Genomic DNA, 20,547 nt, shown 5'->3' with positions numbered 1-20,547 from the left:
CCACACGGCCGTGGGATGCTCCGGGTCCTCCGTCACCGCAAGAGCCGGAGGACACAGCCGTGGCGCCGGCGCAGACGATCAACACCCTCGACAACACCGTGCCTCACGGGCTCAGTCCGCGAGGTCGGCCTTGCCGAACAGGACCGCGTAACCGGACGGGAGCTGGCTGATGATCTGGTTCAGCTCTCCGCCGGTGACCGCGTCGGCGACGGTGGTCAGCACCGCGCTGGCGTCCCACTGCGCCGTACGCGGCCGGGCATGCGTGCGCTCGGCGACCAGGCGGTAGAACTCTTCGATCCCGAAGCCTCGCGCCTGCTGCGGCGCGGCATGGTCCAGGACTTGTCCCAGCGGGCCGGGCAGCTGGGATGCGAGGTCCTTGACCTCTCCCGGGCTGATCCGTTGGGCCAGCACTTCCAGCACGGCGTTGGTGACGTCCGCGGCTTCGTCCTGGTCGTTGTATTCGCCTCGCTCGCGCACACGGGCGAGGAATCCGTCGTATTTCATGGCCGACTTCCTTCTGCCTCGGTCACCGCTGGTCATGGGCATCGCCCGGTGCGCCGTCGGGCCGCGGCCGGGTCCGTCCGCCGGCGCGTAGCTGCCGCCAGGTCAGCGAGAAAGGCAGGAAAAACCACCGACGGTGGGGAGCCACGTAGCGCGTCTCGGCCGCCGTGAGGGATGTCGAGCCTCGCCGGCCCGGCTGCAGTGCCGGATGGGTCCCCCAAGCCGTCGCGCTCGCGTCTCAGCCGCTGCACTCCGGCACGTCCGCGAGAGGCGTCGTCGAACCAGACCAGGGGATTGACGGGGTTGGGTGCCCAGACGGGCCTTCCCGCAGGCCGCCACCGCGGTGGCGCCGGACGGGCATGGCCATCGCCATCACCTCCTTCTTCCTTCTCGTGATCTCATCGTCCGCCATTCGTCATGCGAGCCATGCGGACTCCTTGTGACGTATGCGTGGGGAGACGTCGGAGTGGCCCGCGACAGCGGACGTGCCCGTGGTGCCGGGTACGGCGGAGTGCCCCAGGTGCCGGTGCACGAAGTGGATGGCCATCGCGCCCTCACCGGCCGCGGAGGCCACCCGCTTCACCGAGCCGCTGCGCACGTCCCCTACCGCGAAGACCCCGGGCAGGCTGGCCTCCAGGGTCATGCTCGAGCGCCCGCGGCCGTGCCACACCTCGGGGCAGGCGCAGGCTTCCTGGGCATCCGGCCCGGTGAGGACGAAGCCGCGGGAGTCGAGGGCGATGCTGCCGGCGAGCCACTCGGTGTGAGGGTCGGCCCCGGTGAAGACGAACAGGCTCCGTACCGCGAGCCGGCGGTGCCCGCCCGTGCGGTTGTCGACCACGTCGAGCTCCTCCAGCACTTCCCGGCCGATGACCTCGGTGACCTCGGTGTGCAGCATGACCTCCACCCGCGGATGGCGCTCGACCTGGTCGATCAGGTAGCGGGACATGTTGGCCTCAAGGGCGGCTCCTCGGACCAGCAGGTGCACCTTCGGCGCGTACCCGGCGAGGAACAGCACCGCCTGGCCCGCCGAGTTGCCTCCGCCGACGACGGCCACCGGGTCGGTGCGGCACTGCTGGGCCTCGTAGACGGTCGCCGAGTAGTGCACGCTCGTGCCCTCCAGGCGTTCGATGCCGGGCACCTGGAGCCGGCGGTAGCGGGCACCCATGGCCAGGACGACGGCGCGGGCGGCGATCTCGCTACCGTCGGCGAACGCCACGACGTAGTGGTCCTCGTCCTTGGGATGGAGACCGGTCGCCTCCAGCGGAAGGCTGATGCTTGCGCCGAACTTGTCGGCCTGGAGCACGGCGCGTTCGGTGAGTTCGGCGCCGGAGATGCCGGACGGGAAGCCGAGCAGATTCTCGATGCGGGACGACGTGCCGGCCTGGCCGCCGGTGGCCATTGCCTCCACCACCGTGGTGCTCAGGCCCTCGGAGGCGGCGTACACCGCGGCGGCGAGGCCGGCGGGCCCGGAGCCTACGATGAGGACGTCGCCGTGACGGTTTCCGGCGGGTAGTGACGGCAGGCCGATGAGCCGGGCCAGTTCCGCGTTGCTGGGGTTGCGCAACAGGGTGGTGTCCCGCCAGATGACGAGTGGTGTCTCCTCCGGGCCGACGCCGAATCGGCGCAGCAGCTCCTCGGCCTCCTCGTCGGTCTCCAGGTCGATCCAGCGGTGCGGCAGCCGGTTGCGGACGGCGAACTCGCGCAGCCGTCTGGTGTCGGGCGAGTAGCGCGAACCGATGATGCGGAAGCCGGCGCCCTGTCCGACGAGCAGCGCGCGACGGCCCAGACAGGCGCGCAGCACGACGTCCCCGATGGTGGAGTCCCGGGACACCAGGTGGCGCAACTGGTCCAAGGAGACGACGAGCACCTCGCCCGGCTCCCTGGCGACAGCGGTGTAGAAGGCCACCTGTCCGTACAGCAGGCCGAGTTCGCCGATGAAGCGACCGGGGCCGTGCACGCGCAGCACGTGCTCCTCGGGAGTGCCGTAGTCCTCGACGACGGCGACGGAACCGCTGAGCACGACGAAGAACGTCTCGCAGCGCTCCCCCTCCCGGATCAGCACGTCGTCCGGAGCGATGTCCCGGCGTTGCCCGTGCTCCGCCAGACGCGCTATCTGGTCCTCCGTGAGGCGCGGATACGCGCCGTAGATGTCCGGGGTCTCCCAGAAGGCGGCCTCGTCCGCTTTCTCCGGCACCGGGTCTTCGCGCGGCAGCGACCGGTCGCCGGACATCAGACGAACGCCTCGTGAACGAAGCACCAGCGCCATTCCTCGCCGGGCTGGAACGACTGCACGATCGGATGGGCGACGGCGGCTGCGTGCTTGCGCGCGTGCTTGTTCGGCGAGGAGTCGCAGCAGCCGACGTGCCCGCAGGTCAGGCAGAGCCTCAGGTGGACCCAGGGGGAGCCGAGCCTCAGACACTCCTGACACCCTTCTGGGGTCAGCGGCCGGACCGGCCGGACGAGCGCGAGGTGGGGGTCTGCGTGCAGGGTCATCCGGATCACCCTTTCCGGGCGGTGAGCGACTGTTCCACCCATTGGCGCAGAACGGGGGCGGGCGCCGCCCCCGCCTGCCGGGCGACCGTCTCGCCCTGGTCGAGGATCAGCAGTGTCGGTACGGCCTGGACCTCGAAACGCTGCGACAGTCGCGGGTTCTTGTCGACGTCGACCTTGACGAGTTTGATTCGGCCGGCGAGTTCGGTGGCGACCTTCTCCAGTGCGGGGCTGACCATGCGGCAGGGGCCGCACCAGGTGGCCCACAGGTCGACCACGACGGGGACGTCGGCCCGCTCGGCGACCTCGGTGAAGTCGTCGTCGCCCGCGTCCACCATCCACGGCAGGGGCCGCTTGCAGTGGCCGCACGTGGGGCGGCCCTCCGCGGCCACGGGCACCCGGTTGGTTCGCCCGCAGTGGGGACACCTGACGGTCGTCGCCTGCGTCGCGCTCATGCCGCCCGCGCTCCTTCCACCTTCTCGGGCTGGTCGTAGGTGACCACCAGCTCTCCGTGTTCGGCGTCGACGCGGACCGTCGCGCCGTCCTGGACGTCACCGCGCAGAAGGGCGCGCCCGACCATCGTCTCGACCTCGTGGGAGATGTAGCGGCGCAGCGGCCGGGCCCCGTACACCGGGTCGTAGCCCTGGTGGGCGATCAACTCCCGGGCCGCTTCGGTGAGTTCGACGGTGATGCGGCGTTCGGCGAGTCGGCGGCGCAGCTCGTCGAACTGCAGCTCCACGATCCGCTCGATCTGCCGCTCACCGAGCGGCCTGAACAGCACGATGTCGTCGACGCGGTTGAGGAACTCCGGGCGGAAGTGCCCGCGCAGCTCGCCCATCACCAGGGCGCGGGCGTCCGGCTTGATCTCGCCCTCGGCGGTGGCGCCGTCGAGGAGGTGCTCGGAGCCGATGTTCGACGTCATGATGATCACGGTGTTGCGGAAGTCGACGGTGCGGCCCTGGGAGTCGGTGATGCGGCCGTCGTCGAGGACCTGCAGCAGGGTGTTGAAGACATCGGTGTGCGCCTTCTCGATCTCGTCGAACAGCACCACCGAGTACGGCTTGCGGCGTACGGCCTCGGTGAGCTGGCCGCCTTCCTCGTAACCGACGTATCCGGGTGGTGCGCCCATGAGCCGGCTGACGGTGTGCCGCTCCTGGTACTCACTCATGTCGAGGCGGACCATGTTCTCCTCGGAGTCGAACAGGGCCGCCGCGAGGGTCTTGGCCAGCTCGGTCTTCCCGACGCCGGTGGGGCCGAGGAAGATGAACGAGCCGATGGGGCGGCGCGGGTCGCGGATGCCGGAGCGGGCGCGGATGATGGCGTCGGCGACGAGTTTGACGGCCTCGTCCTGGCCGATGACGCGCTCGCGCAGGATCTCGTCGAGGCGCAGCAGTTTCTCCCGTTCGCCCTCCTGGAGACGGGCGACGGGGATGCCGGTCCAGGCTGCGACGATATCGGCGATCTCCTCCTCGGTGACCACCTCGCGCAGCAGCCGGTTCTGCCCCTGCTTGGCGGCCAGTTGCTCCTCCTCGGCCTTCAGCCGGCGCTCCAGGTCCTGGAGGCGGCCGTAGCGGAGTTCGGCGGCGCGGTTGAGGTCGTAGGCGCGTTCGGCCTCCTCGGCCTCGTGACGGACCTGCTCCAGTTCCTGGCGCAGCTCCTGCACGCGGCGGATGGCCTGCCGTTCGGCCTCCCACTGGGCGTGTTTGGCGTCGGCCTCGCCGCGCAGGTCGGCCAGTTCCCTGCGCAGTTCCTCCAGGCGGGCTTTGCTGGCGGCGTCGGTCTCCTTGGACAGGGCCGCCTCCTCGATCTCCAGGCGGGTGACGCGGCGGGTGATCTCGTCGAGTTCGGCGGGCATCGAGTCGATCTCGGTACGCAGCCGGGCGCACGCCTCGTCGACGAGGTCGATGGCCTTGTCGGGCAGGAACCGGTCGGTGATGTAGCGGTGGCTGAGGGTGGCCGCGGAGACCAGTGCGGTGTCCTGGATCTTCACGCCGTGGAAGACCTCCAGACGTTCGCGCAGTCCGCGCAGGATGGAGATGGTGTCCTCCACGCTCGGCTCGTCGACCAGCACCTGCTGGAAACGGCGTTCGAGAGCGGCGTCCTTCTCGATGTGCTTGCGGAACTCGTCGAGGGTGGTGGCGCCGATCATGTGGAGTTCGCCGCGGGCGAGCATCGGCTTGAGCATGTTGCCCGCGTCCATGGCCCCTTCGGCGGCGCCCGCGCCGACCACGGTGTGGAGTTCGTCGACGAAGAGCAGGATGCGGCCCTGGGCGGCCTTCACCTCGGCCAGGACGGCCTTGAGGCGTTCCTCGAACTCGCCGCGGTACTTGGCGCCGGCGACCAGGGAGCCCATGTCGAGAGCGAACACCGTCTTGTCGCGCAGCCCCTCGGGGACGTCGCCGCGGACGATGCGCTGGGCCAGGCCCTCGACGATGGCGGTCTTGCCGACGCCGGGATCGCCGATGAGGACCGGGTTGTTCTTCGTCTTGCGGCTGAGGATCTGGGTGACGCGGCGGATCTCCCCATCACGGCCGATGACCGGGTCCAGCCGCCCGGACCGAGCCTCCAGGACAAGGTCCCGGCCGTACTTCTCCAGAGCCTCATAGGCCACTTCGGGGTTGGCGGAGGTGACCCGCTGGTTGCCGCGGACCTGGGTGAGGGCGCTCAGGAACGAATCCCGGGTCACGCCGTGCTCCTTGAGCAGGCGCCCGGCGGCGGTCGCCGAGCCCTCCTCGGCCAGGGCGAGCAGGAGGTGCTCCACGGACACGTACTCGTCCTTGAGGCGTTTGGCCTCCCGCTCGGCGGCATCGAGCAGCCGGGACAGGCGCTGAGTGACGAAGACCTGGCCGGGTGCCGCGCCGGGACCGGTGACCTTCGGGCGGCGGGAAAGTTCCTCGCGCACGGCCGCACGCAGCTCCTTCGGCTCGGTGCCGGCCTGTTGCAGCAACCGCGGGATCAGACCGTCCTCCTGATCGAGAAGCGCGAGCAGCAGGTGTTCCCCGTCGACCTCGGTGTGCCCCAAGCCGACGGCCGCGCTCTGGGCCTCCTGGAGGGCTTCCTGCGACTTCTGGGTGAGACGGTTCATGTCCATGGGGGTGTTTCACTCCTCGTGCCGCGGCCGCGCAGGGCGGCTTCGAGCAGGCTGATGCGGTCGAGCAGGTCGAGCACCAGGCCGATGGATGCGTAGTTGAGGCAGAGTCCGGTGCGCAGCCGCTGGATACGGGCGAGAGCCGCCGGGGCCGTGGCTTCGAACACCAGCCCTCCGGAGGCGTCACGCTCGGCCTCGATCAGGCCCAGAGCGACGAACCGGCGTATGAGGTCGGGATGGACCCCGGAGCGGCGGGCCACGGTCTGCAGGGAGAGCCTGGGCACCGGCACGATCGCGTACCGGACGCGTGCCGGCGCGGGAGCCGTCGGCCGAGACGCCTGGCGCGCCTCGGCGCGTGGGTCACTCATCGTGTCCTCCTGGGTTCGAACGAGGAGACGGCGGCGAGCTCCTCGAAGAGTGCGCGCTCCCGGTCGCTGAGCCTGGGCGGCACCATGATCCGGAGCTCGGCGTAGAGGTTGCCGTTCGAGCCGCGCGGGTTCGGCATGCCCTCACCGCGCAGCCGCAGCCGCCGGCCGCTGGACGAGCCCGGGGGCACGTTCACCTTCGCCGTCTCCCCGCTCGGCGTGGGCACCGGAACCGTCGCACCCAGCGCGGCCTCCCAGGGGGTGACCGGAAGCTGCACGTACACGTCCCGGCCGTCGAGGCGGAACTGGGGGTGCGGCTGGATCCGCACCCGCAGGTACAGGTCTCCCGCGGGGGCGTCACCGTTGCCCCGGCCGCCCTCGCCCGCCAGCCGGATACGCTGCCCGTCGGTGACACCCGGCGGCACGTCGACCTCGTACCGCCGCGGCTGCCCTGTGGGACCGGCGAGCGTGACGGTGCGACGGCCTCCCCGGTAGGCCTCCTCGACGGTGAGCGGCAGTTCGGCCTCCTGGTCGGCTCCGGGGACACGCACGCGTCCGGCGCCCCCGAAGAACGAGCCGAACAGGTCCTCGACGTCGACGTCCTCCGCGCCGAAGCCGCTGGTGGCGTACCGGACCCGGGGGCCGCCCCCGGTGGACCAGCGGAAGCCGCCGCCGGGTCCCGCGCCGGCACCGACCCGCTCCTCCCAGTCCTCGGGGACCTTCCGGAAGTCCTCGCCGAAGCGGTCGTAACGGGCCCGCTGGTCGGGGTCGGACAGGACACTGAAGGCCTCGTTGATCTCCTTGAACCGCTCCTCCGCCTCGGGGTCCTTGTTGACGTCCGGGTGGTACCTGCGGGCCAGCTTGCGAAACGCCCGCTGGATCTCGTCCTTGTCGGCGTCTCGCGGGACCCCGAGAACCTCGTAGAAGTCGCGTGCCATGGCCGCTCACTCCCGCTTGGCGACGGTCACGGCGGCCGGCCTCAGCTGCCGCTCGGCCTCGCCGTAGCCGGGGCGCAGCACCTGCGCCACGGTGTTCGGTTCGGCGTCGGGGTCCTGGACCACGCCGACGACCTCGTGCCGGGAGGGGTCGAACGGGACGCCGGTCTCGGCGTGACGCTCGTAACCAAGGCGTTCAAGGATGGACACGGCCTGGTCGCGCACGGCGCGAACCCCCTCGACGATCGCCCCGGGGTCGGAGCCGGCGTGGTTCAGGGCCAGTTCGAGGTTGTCGACGACGGGAAGGAAGGCCGCGGCCGTGCGGGCGCGTTCGACCGCGCGCTCCCGGTCCAGTTCCCTGGCGTGTCGCTTGCGCAGGTTGTCCAGATCGGCGAGAGCACGCCGCCAGCGGTCCTCGACCTCTTTCAGCGCGGCCGCGTACTCGTCCTCGGCCCCGGCCGGACCGGTGGCCGCGTCGGGCCCCGGTTCCGCCTCCGTGGTCGACGGCGCGGGCTCGGGCAGGTGGCCCTGCGGCGGTTGTGCGGCGCCCTCGGGCGGTAGGTCGGACGATCGGTCCTGGGGAGGGATCGGCATGGCGGCTACCTCAGCCCTTGTCGAACTCGGCGTCGATCACGTCTTCGTCGGCGCCGGCACCGCCCTGCCCGGAGCCGTCCGGCCCAGTGGTGTCCGACGGGCCACTCGCCGCCGCGGCTTCGGCCTGGTGGGCGGCGAGCCCGGCGTAGACCTGCTGGAGTTCGGAGGTCAGCGGCCTGACCTTGTCCACTCCGGCCTCGTTCTTGACCGCGTCGCGGGCCTCTGCCACCAGCATCTCGGCTCGCGCCTTTTCGTGCGCGGGCGCGGCGTCGGCCAGTTCGTTCAGCCGCTTTTCGACCTGGTAGGCGATCGCGTCGAGTTCGTTGCGGGCGTCGACGGCCTCGCGGAGTGCCTGGTCCTGACCCCGGTTGCTCTCGGCCTCCTGGACCATGCGTTCGACCTCGCTCCGGTCCAGGTTGGAGCTCTCGCTGATGGTGATGCCCTGTTCCTTGCCGGTGTCCTTGTCGCGCGCGCTGACGTTGAGGATGCCGTTGGCGTCGATGTCGAAGGTGACCTCGATCTGCGGTTCGCCCCGCGGTGCCGGCCGGATGTCGGTGAGCTGGAACCGGCCGAGGACCCGGTTGTCGGCGGCCCGCTCGCGCTCGCCCTGGAGGACGACGATGTCGACGGCCGGCTGGTTGTCCTCGGCGGTGGAGAAGGTCTCGCTGCGGCGCACCGGGATGGTGGTGTTCCGCTCGATGATCTTCGTCATCACTCCGCCGCGCGTCTCCACGCCCAGCGAGAGGGGGGTGACGTCGAGCAGCAGGACGTCCTTGACCTCGCCCTTGAGCACCCCGGCCTGGATCGCGGCACCCAGGGCCACGACCTCATCGGGGTTCACGCTCATGTTGGGGTCCTTGCCGCCGGTCAGCCGACGCACCAGGGCCTGGACGGCGGGGATGCGGGTGGAACCGCCGACGAGGATGACCTCGTCGATGTCGCTCTCGCCGACCTTGGCGTCGGCCATGGCCTGCTGCACCGGACCGAGGCAGCGCTCCACCAGGTCGCCGGTGATCTGCTCGAACGTGGACCGCATGATCGAGTCGGTGAGATGCTTGGGCCCGGAGGCGTCGGCGGTGATGAACGGCAGGCTGACCTGCGTCTGGGTGACGGAACTGAGTTCGGTCTTGGCCTTCTCCGCCGCCTCGAACAGGCGTTGCAGCGCCTGCGAGTCCTTGCGCAGGTCGATGCCGTTCTCCTTCTGGAAGTCGTCCGCGAGGTAGTCGACCAGACGCCGGTCGAAGTCGTCGCCGCCCAGATGGCTGTCACCCGCCGTGGAACGCACCTCGACCACGCCGTCGCCGACATCGAGGATGCTCACGTCGAAGGTGCCGCCGCCCAGGTCGAAGACGAGAACGGTCTCGTGCTGCTTCTTGTCCATGCCGTACGCGAGGGCGGCCGCCGTCGGCTCGTTGATGATCCGCAGCACTTCCAGTCCCGCGATCCGTCCGGCATCACGGGTCGCGGTGCGCTGGGCGTCGTTGAAGTAGGCGGGCACGGTGATGACCGCCTCCGTGACCCGTTCCCCCATCTGCTTGGAGGCGTCGTCGGCGAGTTTGCGCAGCACCAGGGCGCTGATCTCCTCAGGCGCGTACAGCTTGTCACGCACCTTGAAGCGGGCCTCGCCGTTCTCTCCCGGGACGACGTCGTAGGCGACGGCCTTGGCCTCGTCGGGGATCTCGTCGAAGTGCCGGCCGATGAACCGCTTGGCCGAGTAGATGGTGCCCTTGGGGTTGAGGATCGCCTGGCGGCGGGCCAGCTGGCCCACCAGGCGCTCGCCGGTGTCGGTGAAGGCCACCACGGACGGTGTCGTCCGGTTGCCCTCGCTGTTGGGTACGACGGACGGCTCGCCGCCCTCCCACACGGCGATCACCGAGTTGGTGGTGCCCAGGTCGATGCCCACTGCCTTGGCCATGAGGAACTCCTTCCGCGGCGGTCGACGTCCGTCGGCGACCGCTCATCCTCCGGGCCCTGTCCGCCCGGCTTCGAAACTCGTTCAGCTGGGGGCGGGGTCGCTGCGCGGGCGGCCGCCCCTGGAGGAGGCGCTCTCCGTGTTCGCGCCGGCCCCGCTGTCCATCCCGGCGACCAGCCGGAGGGCCTCATCGGCGACGTCCTCGTCCACCACGACGTCGTACCGGCTGGGCTCCATCGAGCGGACCGAGGCGAAGTTCCGGCGGCCGCCCTGCGCCGCGTGCAACAGCACGCCGAACAGCGCACCGACGACCGCTCCGAAGATCAGCCCGTAGAGGGCGAGGAGCAGACCGGAGACGACCGGATTCAGCCAGTTCAGCAGCCCGAAGATCCAGCCGACGAGTGCGCCGGGCAGCGCTCCGGTGGCTGCGCCGTGGAGGGCGGCCCCGCCGTACCCCAGTCGACCGACAACCTGTTCGACAAGGCGCATGTCCCGACCGATGATCGCCACCTTCTGGACGGGAAAGCCCTGGTCGGCGAGGTGATCGACGGCACGTTCGGCTTCCTGGTACGTCGAGTACGAGGCAACGGCCCTACGGGCCTGCGCGCTCATGGCCACTCCTTCCGCCGGCGGACCGCCGAGCGGTCCCGACAGCCCCCAGCGTGACTGTTCGCCCGGTCACCCCGCCTGCGCCCAGCGGGTCGAAAACTGGCACCACCGGTCGGTCTGCGAGGACAGGAGGCAGGACGGCGATTCGGGCTCGCGGCTCGCGGCTCGCGGCGGGCAGCGGGTACCTCAGAGTTCGGCCCGGCACGAGGCACCCGGGACACACCGTGCCTGCGGACGAGTTGCCTTCGACGGCGCGGACGAGCGCGAGATCCAGCGTTCGACGCTGCCGCGCGACGCTACGGACCGGAGGCGGTACGGAGGCGACCGCCACGGATGACCGGCCCGTGGGTGGAGAGCGAGCCCACGGCCACCGTGCACGGCCTGCGCTCTCCGCGGCGACCTGGACGTTGGTTCAGCCGGGCATGGGATGGTGCGCCTGGGCGCACTGCTCCACGACGGCGGCACAGAAGGCGGGCAGGTCGGACGGGCCGCGGCTGGTGACCAGTTGCCCGTCGACGACCACTTCCTGGTCGGCGACGACCTCCGCGCCGGCGTTGCGCAGATCGGTGCGGATGCTCGGCCATGACGTCAGGCGGCGGCCGCGCACGGCGTCGGCTTCCGCCAGCGTCCACGGGCCGTGGCAGATCGATGCGACCGGTTTCCCGCTGGCCACGAAGTCCCTGACGAACTGCACCGCGTCGCGGTCCATGCGCAGCTGGTCGGGGTTCATGGTGCCGCCGGGCAGGAGCAGCGCGTGGTAGTCGTCGACCGAGGCGTCGGCGACCAGGCGGTCCACGGGGAAGGTTCCTGCCGCGTTGAGGTCGAACTGGCGGGCCTGGATCTCGCCGGGATGGAGCGAGACGATGTCGGTCTTCGCCCCTGCGCCCTGCAGCGCACCGCGCGGCTGGTCGAGTTCCACGCGCTCGACGCCGTCGGTGGCCAGAATCGCCACCCGCATCCCCTGCAGTTCCTGTGTCACGGTACGGCTCCCTTCAGGCTCAGATCGGTGACATGCACCAGGGCGCGACGGCTACAGCAGCCGGTCGAACACCGCGGTCACGCCGTCCCAGTGGCTGGTCTGCGGGTTTTTGACATCCGGGTACAGGATTTTGAACGTCTCGGCGAGGGCGACGCTGAGACCGCCGATGATCTCGGGGTAGCGCTCTTCGGTCTCCGGGGTGGGTGTCCTGTCAAGCGGAGGGTGCGCGGCGAGCTGTTCCAGGTTCGGCTTCAGATCGACCTCCTCGTCGAGCCGCCGGAACCGGTGGATGCTTTCCTGGAGGCCCCTGGTGATCGGTAGGTCCCACGGTTCGACGGTGTCCCGGCCATTGGCCTTGGCCGAAGCCTGGCCGACGACCAGGAGGTCGTAGAGCTTGGCGTCGACGAAGTCGCCGTACCGCTTGAGGTCGTTCTTGTCCACGTCGAGGCCTGCGGCGGCGCGGAAGAACCTCTCGAACTTCGACACAGCCATCACGGTCATGCCTCTCGCCTCCTTACCGGGAACCGGACGGCGTCGTTCGCTCCAGCCGGCGCCGCCATCGGCTGTTACCGGTCGAGATTCGCAGAGCCCGCCTGCTGGGCGCCTCCGCACCCCAGGCCGAAAAAGAACACCCGCTCCTACCCTGGCAGAGCAATATGAGAGCCTCTGAACCGCCCTGGCCGTGTGGCTGATGGCCCGACAGCTCGCCGGGCCGAACGGGCCGGACGGGCCGGACGGGCCGGACGGAAGCGCGACGGCGGGAAAGCCGACCGCGCGCCACAGGCACGGCCCTGACGCACATCCGGCAGACCGGCGCCGTTGTCCCCTCTGCCGTGGCCGCCTGCACCTGTGCTCGGAGGTCTAGGGAGCCCGCCGCTTTTCCGCCCGCCGGGAGCAGGCAGGGTGTGGCCCACATCCGGAGCATGGATATGGCCTCTGCTGAGGCGCATGCACCATGACGCGCATCAGCCCGCCACCCCCACACACACCCTTCGGTGGCTGTCTCAGGTCCCAAGCCAGGCAGTTGCAGAGCTTCAGAACAGGACGGCTCATGGACTACAACACCTTCCTCGACACCATCACCCGGCGCGCCCCTGTCCCCCCGGAGAAGGCGGAGCCCCTCACCCGTGCCACCCTGGAAACCCTGGCCGAGCGGCTCACCAGGGGTGAGGCGGAGGACCTCGCGTCCGAACTGCCCAAGCCGCTGAAGGAACCGCTGGTCTCTCCCACTCCGGAGGCCGAGCCCTTCGGACTCGACGAGTTCATCGATCGGGTGAGCAGGCGAGCAGGGGTGAGCCCGGACGAGGCCCGCGAGGGTGTACGGGCGGAGCTGACCACCCTGAGGGACGCGGTCAGTGATGGCGAGTTCCGCCACGTGATATCCCAGCTGCCCCGGGACTTCGAGGCCCTCGTCGGCGCCCCGGGCTGAAAGGAGCGGAGTCGGCGCCATCATCGAGGAGACGGAACCGGCCGTACTGGTGGACGGCCACCGGCGCACCACCTTCGGCGAGGGGATGCGCGAGGACCTCCGGTTGCGCAACGTCAGCACGCGTCGGACGCGCCCGGACTCGGCATAAATCGCCGGAGGATCGCATGACACAATCGACAGTTCCTTCAGCCGGCGGCCCCGTGGACGTCGAAGGCGGGGCGCATCGGCCGTTCTCCGAGCACGCGGCCATGGCCAGGGCGTATCCCGGCGGCAGGATGACCGTTGGCGCCATCACGCCCCTGGAGGGCTTCGAGGGGCCCGTGCCGTCCCTGGCCGGGCACATCGAACGGATCCAGCAGGCCGAGCGGGCCGGCTTCGCCTCGGTGTGGGTCCGTGACGTGCCGCTGCTGGACCCGAGCTTCGGGGACGCCGGGCAGGTCTTCGACCCGTGGGTGTACCTGGGGCAGCTCAGTGCCCGCACCACCTCGATCACACTGGGGACCGCCAGCATCGTCATGCCGCTGCGGCATCCACTGCACACCGCCAAGGCGGCCGCCTCGGTGGACCAGTTGTCAGGCGGACGGCTCCTGCTCGGGGTGGCCACCGGCGACCGGCCCGTGGAGTTCCCGGCCTTCGGTCAGGACCTGGACGGCCGGGCCGAGAGGTTCCGGCAGTCGCTGGAGTACTTCCGTGTCGTCCTCGAGCACCGTTTCCCGCACGTGGAGTCGCCGCTCGGCCGGATGCGCGGCACCGATCTGCTGCCCAAGCCGGTGTACCGGCGGATCCCCGTACTGATGACGGGACGCGGCAGGCAGGACATCCGGTGGATCGCCGACAACACGGACGGCTGGCTGTACTACACCCCGCCGCTCCAGCAGCAGGCCGAGAACATCGAGCGGTGGCGGGAGCTGACCCGGGGCGATGGCGGTGGGTTCAAGCCGTACGCGCAGGCCACCTATCTGGATCTGACCGAGGACCCGCTGGCCCTGCCCCGGCGCATCCACCAGGGCTTCTCGGTGGGCCGGGTGTCGTTCCTGGCGATGATGCGGGCCTGGCAGGACATCGGCATCGATCAGCTGATGATCAACTTCAAGCACAGCCGCCGTCCGGTCGCCGAAGTGATCGACGAACTGGCCGAGCACGTGCTGCCGCACTTCCCACCCGGGCGCTCCAGGACGCGCGGCGAGCACCGGCGGCCCGTGGAGCGGACCGGGCCCTGAGGAAACACGACCCCGGCGCCCCCTGCGTGGCAGGGCCGGGCTCAGTCCCGGACGGCCCCGGACGACCGCTCCTGTGCGTAGTCGCACGTGCCCTCCGCCCGGAACTGCAGGGCCGCCCTGGTCACCTCCGCGCCGAGGCCGCGCAATTGGTCCGCGACCGCCTGGTCGGTGAGGCGTCCGTCGCGGTCGAAGACCCGGGAGGACCGCGGGACCGCGAACACCAGCGGCACGGCCCAGCCGCGCAGCGACCGCACGATGAACTCCATCGCGTTGATCGCCTGCAGGCCCTGCACTCCCCCGGCGGTCGTCAGCATCCCCACGGGTTTGTTGCTGAGGTAGGGCGGGTCGTGGTCGGCCAGGAGGGCGAGCCAGTCCACCGCGTTCTTGAACGCGCCGCTGACCGACCCGTGGTACGTCGGGCTGCTCCACAACAGGGCGTCGGCGGCCTGCACGGTGTCCGCGAGCCGGCGGGCGGACGGAGGGATCCCGTGCTCGGACGTGTAGAACGGAAGACTCAGCTGCTTGAGGTCGATCACCTCTGTGTCGGCGCCCGCCTCGGCCGCCCCCTCGACCGCGACACACAGTGCGGTGAGGCTGGTCGACGGGCTGCGCAGCGAACCCCCCATTCCGACGACGAGCGGGCGGCGCGCCATCCTGTCAACTCCTTCAGAGCATCTCCAGGGGCGTGGGCCCGCTGGGCGGCGGGAACGCCTCGCCGAGGGCGTCGAGCGCCTCGGCGGGGAGGTGGAGGTCCAGCGCGCCACGGTTCTCCCGAACGTGCTCGGGTGATCCGGAACGCGGGATCGCGGCCACCCCCTTTTCCAGCACCCAGGCGAGTGCCACCCGGGCCGGCGTGGCTCCAAGGGCCCGGGCCACGGCACCCAGAGCCTCGGCCTTCAGCAGCCGCCCCTGTTCGATCGGGGAGTAGGCCATGACCGTCACCCCGGCCTCGCGGCACCACGGGAGAAGATCCCACTCGACGCCGCGCCGGGAGAGGTTGTACAGCACCTGGTCGACGGCCGCGGCGTCGCCACCGGGGAGGGCGCTCAGCTCGACCATGTCGGCGACGTCCAGATTGCTCACGCCCCAGTAACGGATCTTCTCCGCCTCCATCAGGTCGGTGAATCCCGCAAGGGTCTCCTCGAGTGGCCACCGTCCCCGCCAGTGCAGCAGGTAGAGGTCCAGCCGTTCCGCACGGAGCCGCCGCAGGCTGCCCTCGCAGGCGGCGACGGTGCCTTTCCGGTCGGCGTGTCCGGGCAGCACCTTGCTGACGAGGAAGACCTCTTCCCGGCGTCCCCGGAGGGCCTCCCCGACGAGTTCCTCGGCTGCGCCGTCGCCGTACATCTCCGCCGTGTCGACGACGGTCATGCCCAGGTCCACGCCCAGCCGCAGCGCGGCGATCTCCTGTTCACGCCGGGCCGGATCCTCGCCCAGGTACCAGGTGCCCTGCCCGAGCGCCGCGATCTCCTCACCGGAGGGGAGCGCGACCGTTCCGGCCGATTGCGCAGACATCTCGGGCCTCCCGTCCGCCGCGGATCCTTGTCACGCGCACCCGCACCGGGTGCCCAGGTCCGCGTCTCCCAGACAGCCGTGTCGCATGCGCCGCAGTGAGGTCAGGAGGGGCGAGCGGACTGCGCCGAGAGCTCGCCGGGACCGGGTGCGCGATCCCGCAACGCGACGGCCACCGACACAACGGCGCCGCAGGAGAGGACCGTCGCGAAGCCGATCATCGCGGTCTGCACGGCGAAGTGCCGCAGGGCGATGCTGAACAGGACGGAGGGCAGGCCCATTCCGAGGTACGCGACGACGAAGAACACGGCGAGGACCCCCGCGCGTGAGGCGGGCTCAGCCACTGAACCGGCACGTTCGACGCCTCCCTTGAACAGCAGCCCGGAGCCGGCTCCCGAGAGGGACACGGCGACCAGGTAGAGCCAGAGCGCCGGATGGTAGAGGGCGACGGCGCACAGGACCAGGCCGACCGGGAAGACCACTGCCCCCACCGTCAGGACCCGGGGCATCGGGAGGCGTCCCAGCACCAGCTGGGCGGCCGCCGCGGAACCGAACATGAGGAAGGCCGCCAGGCCGACCACGAGGTGCGAGTCGGTGTGCAGGGTGCCGTGGAGCACGCTCGCGCCGAGGGAGGAGATCAGGCCGAGGATCGCGAAGGCGAAGGCGCCCAGCGCGCCGGCCGCGCCGAACGCCCGCCCGCCGCCGGGGCGCAGGACGAACCTGCTGGGCGGTTGGGCCGCGGGCAACTCCAGGTCCACGGTCTCCGGGGTGCACAGCACCAGCGCCAGGCACACTGCCATGGCGAGCGTGAAGATCGCCTGGGCGGTGATCAGGGGCGTGGGAAGCCACTCGGCGGCGGCTCCGGCGATCAGGGGCCCTGAGGCCAGGCCGCCGAGGTTGGCAGCGGTGGCCACGATGCCGGGCAGCGCGGAACCCGTCCGTTCCGGACGGACCTCGTGGTGGAGGTCGTGCAGGTAGGTCGTCGCGGTCGAGGCCATCAGCCCCAGTCCGACACCGTTCAGGATCCTGCCCGCGATCAGCCCCGGCAGGTCCCGCCACACGATCAGTACGACCGACGCAACGATGCCGACCAGCAGCGCCGGGACGATGATGCGCCGCCGGCCGAGCCGGTCCGACAGGTGTCCCAGCCCGAGGAAGGCGGCCGCTGCGCCCACGACCATCGAGGCGTACGCCACCGTGACCGTGGTCGCGCCGAAGTGGTCCCGGGCCTCGTACAGCGGCCACAGCGGGGTCGGCGCGGTGCCGAAGGCCATCAGCACGGTGAAGGCCACCGCCACGAACCAGAAGCCGGTCGTGTGCGTGGCACGGCGCCGGGCGGGGGCGCGGGGCGGCAGGTCGGCGGGAGCGGGTGCTGGGATCCGGTGGGCCGGGTCGTCGGGGGCGTCGGCTGCGGGATGGCTCAGCGGCGTCGGTACGGCAGGCAGGGGTACCCCTCCTCGGGCGGAAGTGGATGGCGCTTTCCATCCTCCTCATCAGCCAGAATCAGTGCCAACGAATGTTTTTGCTGGGTTCCAGCAATGTGAGTGATACTTCTCGTGTGGAACTGCGTCAGCTGGAGCACTTCATCGCGGTCGCCGAGGAGCTGAGTTTCACGCGTGCTGCCCGCCGGCTGCACGTGGTGCAGTCAGGGGTGTCCGCCGCGATCCGCTCACTGGAGCGGGAGCTCGGCTGCGCGCTGTTCGAGCGCACGTCGCAGCAGGTCCGGCTCACCGGGGCCGGCGCGGCGCTGCTGCCGGAGGCCCGGGCCACCCTGCACGCCGCCCAGGGGGCCCAGGACGCCGTGCGCGCCGCACAGGACACGCTGCACGGGACGGTGAACGTGGGCGCCATGGCCTCGGTCGAGGTGGTGGACCTGCCTGCGCTCCTGGGGCAGCTGCACGCACGGCATCCGGCGATCGACGTCCGGCTGCGGCTGGCGACGACCGGCTCGGCGGGACTGGCGCATGCGCTGCTCAGCGGGGACCTGGACGTGGCCTTCCTGTCGCTGCCCGAACGCAAGCTCGCCGGGATCGACGCACGGGAGCTGACCACTGTGCCGCTCGTCCTTGTGGTCAGCGCCGGCCATCCGCTCGCGCAGCGGGAGAAGGTGGCACTCGCGGACCTCGCCGGGGAGCCCTTCGTGGACTTCCCGCCGGGCTACGGCAACCGAGAGGTGGTCGACCGGGCGTTCGCGACGGCGGGCGTCGTACGCCGGGTGGCACTGGAAGTGCCCGACATCGACATGGGGGCGGCACTGGTCCGGCACGGTCTGGGCATCGCCTTCCTGCCCGAGTTCGCCGTTGCCCGCACCCCCGGCCTGCACGTCCTGGACGTCCACGACACCTTGCTCCGCTGGAGCATGCATCTCGGCACGTCGTCGACCCGGCGGCCCACCTCTGCCCTGAAGGCGCTGCTCGATCTGGTGGACCTTCATGTCATCGCCCTGTGACGTCCGGGCCGCGGCCCGGGCCTTCGGGTGCGCCTCGCGCCATGACGGCCGCGAGGGACCGGCGATCCGCAGGTGTCACCCGGCGGATTTCATGGCCTGGGAGAAGTCCGTTCCGAGCTGCGACATCAGGTCGTTGAACTCCTTCTCGCTGATCGCCTCGCGGAGCACGGCCAGTACGGTTCGCACACCCCGGTCGGCTTCCTCCTCCTTGAGCATGGTGCGTTCGGCCACGCGCCGCACGCTGTCTTTGTGGCCGAAGCGCTCGATGCGATCCGTGCTTCCCCGGCGTACCGCCTCCGCGAGGCCCTCGGGAAGCTCGGTGACCAGGTCCCTGGCCTCCCCCGGGCTCAGCCTGTGAGCGAGCGTCTCGAGTGTGGCCCAGGTCAGGTCCCCCGCCTCCTCCCGGCCCAGTCCGGTGCGTTCGGCGACGGTACGGACGAACTCCTGCTCATCCATGGGTCGTCCTCCTTCGCTGCTGTGTTGCGACGAACGGCGCGGACCCCTGCAAGCCTGCCACGCCGGCCCGGCCCGCGCCCGCCCACGGACGGCGATGACCACGACTGACCACAGCCTGCGGTGACATGGGACCGGATCAGCATGTGTGAGCGCGTCCGGGCGTGGAAACCCGAGGGACCCCGACCCAGGGAGGCGTCATGGACGCCCAGGTCACTGCCCAGGGAAGCCCCATCGCCACGGTCAACCCGTACACCGGTGAAAGAGTTCGTGAGTTCCCGGCGTTCAGCGAGGAGGACGTGGGGCGCGCGATCGACGCGGCGCACTCCGGCTTTCCGGACTGGCGTGCCCGGTCGGCCGCCGACCGGGGGGCTCTCGTGCAACGCGCCGGCCGGCTCATGAGGGAGCGCAAGGAGGAACTGGCGCACCTCCTGACCCTCGAGGTCGGCAAGCTGATCAACTCGAGTCGTGCGGAGGTCGACCTCGCGTCCGACATCCTCACCTACTACGGCGAGCACGGCCCCGAGCTGCTGGAAGAACGACCCCTGCCGGTGCCCGAGGGCACGGCCGTGCTGGTGAACGAGCCGCTCGGCGTCCTTCTCGGTGTGATGCCGTGGAACTTCCCGCTGTATCAGGTCGTCCGGTTCGCGGGTCCGAACCTCGTGCTCGGCAACACGATCCTGCTCAAGCACGCGAGTAACTGCCCTCAGTCCGCTTTGGCACTGGAGCAGCTGTTCACGGACGCGGGTGCGCCGACCGGGGTGTACACCAATCTCTTCGTGCGGGGCAAAGACGTCGGGAAGATCATCGAGGACTTCCGAGTGCAGGGGGCGTCACTGACCGGAAGCGAGCGGGCGGGCGTGAGCCTGGGCGAGATCGCCGGCCGCAATGTCAAGAAGTCCGTCCTCGAGCTGGGGGGCAGTGATCCCTTCGTCGTGCTGGACGGTCACAACCTCGAACGCACCGTGTACGCCGCGTTCCTCGGCCGGATGGGCAACACCGGGCAGTGCTGCGTGGCGGCCAAGCGCTTCATCGCCCTTGCCGACGTCTACGACGCCTTCGTGAGCGGGCTGCGTGACCGGATGAGCGAGGTGCAACCGGGAGATCCGGCCGACCCCGCCACCACGCTCGGCCCGCTGTCCTCCGAGTCCGCGGCCGAACTCCTGGTGGAACAGGTTCGTGACGCGGTGGACAAGGGAGCCACGGTGGTGCTGGGCGGCGGGCGGCCCGACCTGCCGGGCGCCTTCGTCGAGCCGACCCTTCTCACCGACGTCACACCGGACATGCGGGCTTACCGGGAAGAGCTGTTCGGCCCCGTCGCCACGGTCTACCGGGCCGCCGACGAGGACGAGGCCGTCGCACTGGCCAACACCTCGCCCTACGGCCTGGGAGGCGCGGTCTTCGCAGCCGAGCCGGAACGTGCTCGCGCAGTCGCGGACCGGCTGGAGGCGGGCATGGTATGGATCAACCACCCCACCGCGTCCCGACCGGAGCTGCCCTTCGGCGGCATCAAGCGCTCCGGCTACGGGCGCGAACTCGGCGACGTGGGCATCGTCGAATTCGCGAACCGCAAGCTCGTGCGCTACGTGGACGCCGACGCCCCGATCGCAGAAGTGCTGGGCTGACCTGCGAGCCGGTCGGCCGATGACGCCGCGCGGCCGCGCGCGGCGTTGCGGTGGCGGGAGTTCCCGGTCAGCCGAGCTTACGTCGCAGTTGGAGGCTGTAGAGCAGAAGGAGCGAGGGTGCGATCAGGACGACCGCGACGAAGGCCACCGCGGTCAGCACCCACAAGGTGGCCGCCGGAGCCGCCGCCTGCTGGATCGTGAGGTGGGTGCCCAGGAGGTACGGGTACTGAGCCACTCCCCATCCCCCGACGACGGTGGTGATCGCGACGGCCGCCAGGGTGCGCACGACAGGGGGGCTGCCCTTGCGCAGCAGGAGCAGCGCTGCCAGGCCGCACAGGCCCGAGACGACCAGGAGCGGTGCACCCACCGCGCTCAGCCGGTGGAACAGG

The 20,547-nt window shown here is 70.6% G+C and carries 21 protein-coding genes; 4 read left to right on the top strand and 17 right to left on the bottom strand.

Annotated elements, in window-relative coordinates:
- Positions 1–111 precede the first annotated feature (111 nt).
- The 12 genes from AB0N17_RS01325 to AB0N17_RS01270 all read right to left on the bottom strand — a co-directional run bounded on the left by AB0N17_RS01325 (position 112) and on the right by AB0N17_RS01270 (position 11,974).
- On the bottom strand, positions 112–504 hold the full coding sequence (locus AB0N17_RS01325) for a DUF2267 domain-containing protein (RefSeq protein WP_366008976.1): 393 nt from the start codon (positions 502–504) through the stop codon (positions 112–114).
- A 412-nt stretch (positions 505–916) separates the two neighbouring features.
- Complete coding sequence (locus AB0N17_RS01320; RefSeq protein WP_366008975.1) at positions 917–2,731, bottom strand: FAD-dependent oxidoreductase; 1,815 nt, start codon at positions 2,729–2,731, stop codon at positions 917–919.
- On the bottom strand, positions 2,731–2,994 hold the full coding sequence (locus AB0N17_RS01315) for a UBP-type zinc finger domain-containing protein (protein WP_366008974.1): 264 nt from the start codon (positions 2,992–2,994) through the stop codon (positions 2,731–2,733). Before AB0N17_RS01315 ends, AB0N17_RS01320 begins: the two co-directional genes overlap by 1 nt.
- Before the next feature lie 5 nt (positions 2,995–2,999).
- Positions 3,000–3,446, bottom strand: a complete 447-nt coding sequence (trxA, locus tag AB0N17_RS01310; RefSeq protein ID WP_366008973.1) for a thioredoxin — start codon at positions 3,444–3,446, stop codon at positions 3,000–3,002.
- Entirely contained in the window at positions 3,443–6,082 is a 2,640-nt protein-coding gene (clpB, locus tag AB0N17_RS01305) for an ATP-dependent chaperone ClpB (protein WP_366008972.1), read from the bottom strand. Before clpB ends, trxA begins: the two co-directional genes overlap by 4 nt.
- Entirely contained in the window at positions 6,073–6,447 is a 375-nt protein-coding gene (locus tag AB0N17_RS01300) for a chaperone modulator CbpM (protein WP_366008971.1), read from the bottom strand. The genes clpB and AB0N17_RS01300 overlap by 10 nt, the downstream gene beginning before the upstream one ends.
- Positions 6,444–7,382, bottom strand: coding sequence for a J domain-containing protein (locus tag AB0N17_RS01295; protein WP_366008970.1), 939 nt, complete (start codon positions 7,380–7,382; stop codon positions 6,444–6,446). The genes AB0N17_RS01300 and AB0N17_RS01295 overlap by 4 nt, the downstream gene beginning before the upstream one ends.
- Positions 7,383–7,388: 6 nt before the next feature.
- Entirely contained in the window at positions 7,389–7,973 is a 585-nt protein-coding gene (locus tag AB0N17_RS01290; RefSeq protein ID WP_366008969.1) for a nucleotide exchange factor GrpE, read from the bottom strand.
- Between the two features lie 10 nt (positions 7,974–7,983).
- Positions 7,984–9,888, bottom strand: a complete 1,905-nt coding sequence (dnaK, locus tag AB0N17_RS01285; RefSeq protein WP_366008968.1) for a molecular chaperone DnaK — start codon at positions 9,886–9,888, stop codon at positions 7,984–7,986.
- Between the two features lie 81 nt (positions 9,889–9,969).
- The gene (locus AB0N17_RS01280) at positions 9,970–10,497 is read right to left on the bottom strand and encodes a general stress protein (protein WP_366008967.1); all 528 of its coding nucleotides are present in this window, start codon (positions 10,495–10,497) and stop codon (positions 9,970–9,972) included.
- Positions 10,498–10,906: 409 nt separating this feature from the next.
- Entirely contained in the window at positions 10,907–11,473 is a 567-nt protein-coding gene (locus AB0N17_RS01275; protein ID WP_366008966.1) for a type 1 glutamine amidotransferase domain-containing protein, read from the bottom strand.
- A gap of 51 nt (positions 11,474–11,524) precedes the next feature.
- Complete coding sequence (locus AB0N17_RS01270; RefSeq protein ID WP_366008965.1) at positions 11,525–11,974, bottom strand: DUF1931 family protein; 450 nt, start codon at positions 11,972–11,974, stop codon at positions 11,525–11,527.
- Positions 11,975–12,524: 550 nt separating this feature from the next.
- On the opposite strand from AB0N17_RS01270, the gene AB0N17_RS01265 reads away from it, so the two are divergent.
- Complete coding sequence (locus AB0N17_RS01265; protein ID WP_366008964.1) at positions 12,525–12,902, top strand: DUF2267 domain-containing protein; 378 nt, start codon at positions 12,525–12,527, stop codon at positions 12,900–12,902.
- A 164-nt stretch (positions 12,903–13,066) separates the two neighbouring features.
- Entirely contained in the window at positions 13,067–14,122 is a 1,056-nt protein-coding gene (locus tag AB0N17_RS01260) for an LLM class oxidoreductase (protein WP_366008963.1), read from the top strand.
- 41 nt (positions 14,123–14,163) lie between these two features.
- Here the strand turns inward: AB0N17_RS01260 and AB0N17_RS01255 are convergent, their stop codons facing one another.
- The 3 genes from AB0N17_RS01255 to AB0N17_RS01245 form a co-directional block, all read right to left on the bottom strand.
- Complete coding sequence (locus AB0N17_RS01255; protein WP_366008962.1) at positions 14,164–14,775, bottom strand: NAD(P)H-dependent oxidoreductase; 612 nt, start codon at positions 14,773–14,775, stop codon at positions 14,164–14,166.
- A gap of 13 nt (positions 14,776–14,788) precedes the next feature.
- Positions 14,789–15,634: an aldo/keto reductase gene (locus AB0N17_RS01250; protein WP_366008961.1), complete on the bottom strand. Its 846-nt coding sequence runs from the start codon at positions 15,632–15,634 to the stop codon at positions 14,789–14,791.
- A gap of 101 nt (positions 15,635–15,735) precedes the next feature.
- Entirely contained in the window at positions 15,736–16,929 is a 1,194-nt protein-coding gene (locus tag AB0N17_RS01245; protein ID WP_366008960.1) for an MFS transporter, read from the bottom strand.
- 260 nt (positions 16,930–17,189) lie between these two features.
- Here AB0N17_RS01245 and AB0N17_RS01240 point away from each other — a divergent pair, with 260 nt between their 5' ends.
- Positions 17,190–18,080, top strand: a complete 891-nt coding sequence (locus AB0N17_RS01240) for a LysR family transcriptional regulator (RefSeq protein WP_366008959.1) — start codon at positions 17,190–17,192, stop codon at positions 18,078–18,080.
- A 75-nt stretch (positions 18,081–18,155) separates the two neighbouring features.
- On the opposite strand, the gene AB0N17_RS01235 is transcribed toward AB0N17_RS01240, so the two are convergent.
- Positions 18,156–18,536, bottom strand: coding sequence for a DUF2267 domain-containing protein (locus AB0N17_RS01235; protein WP_366008958.1), 381 nt, complete (start codon positions 18,534–18,536; stop codon positions 18,156–18,158).
- Positions 18,537–18,733: 197 nt separating this feature from the next.
- Here AB0N17_RS01235 and AB0N17_RS01230 point away from each other — a divergent pair, with 197 nt between their 5' ends.
- The gene (locus tag AB0N17_RS01230; protein WP_366008957.1) at positions 18,734–20,158 is read left to right on the top strand and encodes an NAD-dependent succinate-semialdehyde dehydrogenase; all 1,425 of its coding nucleotides are present in this window, start codon (positions 18,734–18,736) and stop codon (positions 20,156–20,158) included.
- A 67-nt stretch (positions 20,159–20,225) separates the two neighbouring features.
- On the opposite strand, the gene AB0N17_RS01225 is transcribed toward AB0N17_RS01230, so the two are convergent.
- Positions 20,226–20,525, bottom strand: coding sequence for a cytochrome d ubiquinol oxidase subunit II (locus tag AB0N17_RS01225; protein ID WP_366008956.1), 300 nt, complete (start codon positions 20,523–20,525; stop codon positions 20,226–20,228).
- Positions 20,526–20,547 lie beyond the last annotated feature (22 nt).

Source organism: Streptomyces sp. NPDC051133 (genome assembly GCF_040682635.1).
GTDB lineage: Bacteria > Actinomycetota > Actinomycetes > Streptomycetales > Streptomycetaceae > Streptomyces.
Note: the sequence above shows the minus strand (reverse complement) of the source record. Positions and strands in the feature narration are given on the sequence as shown.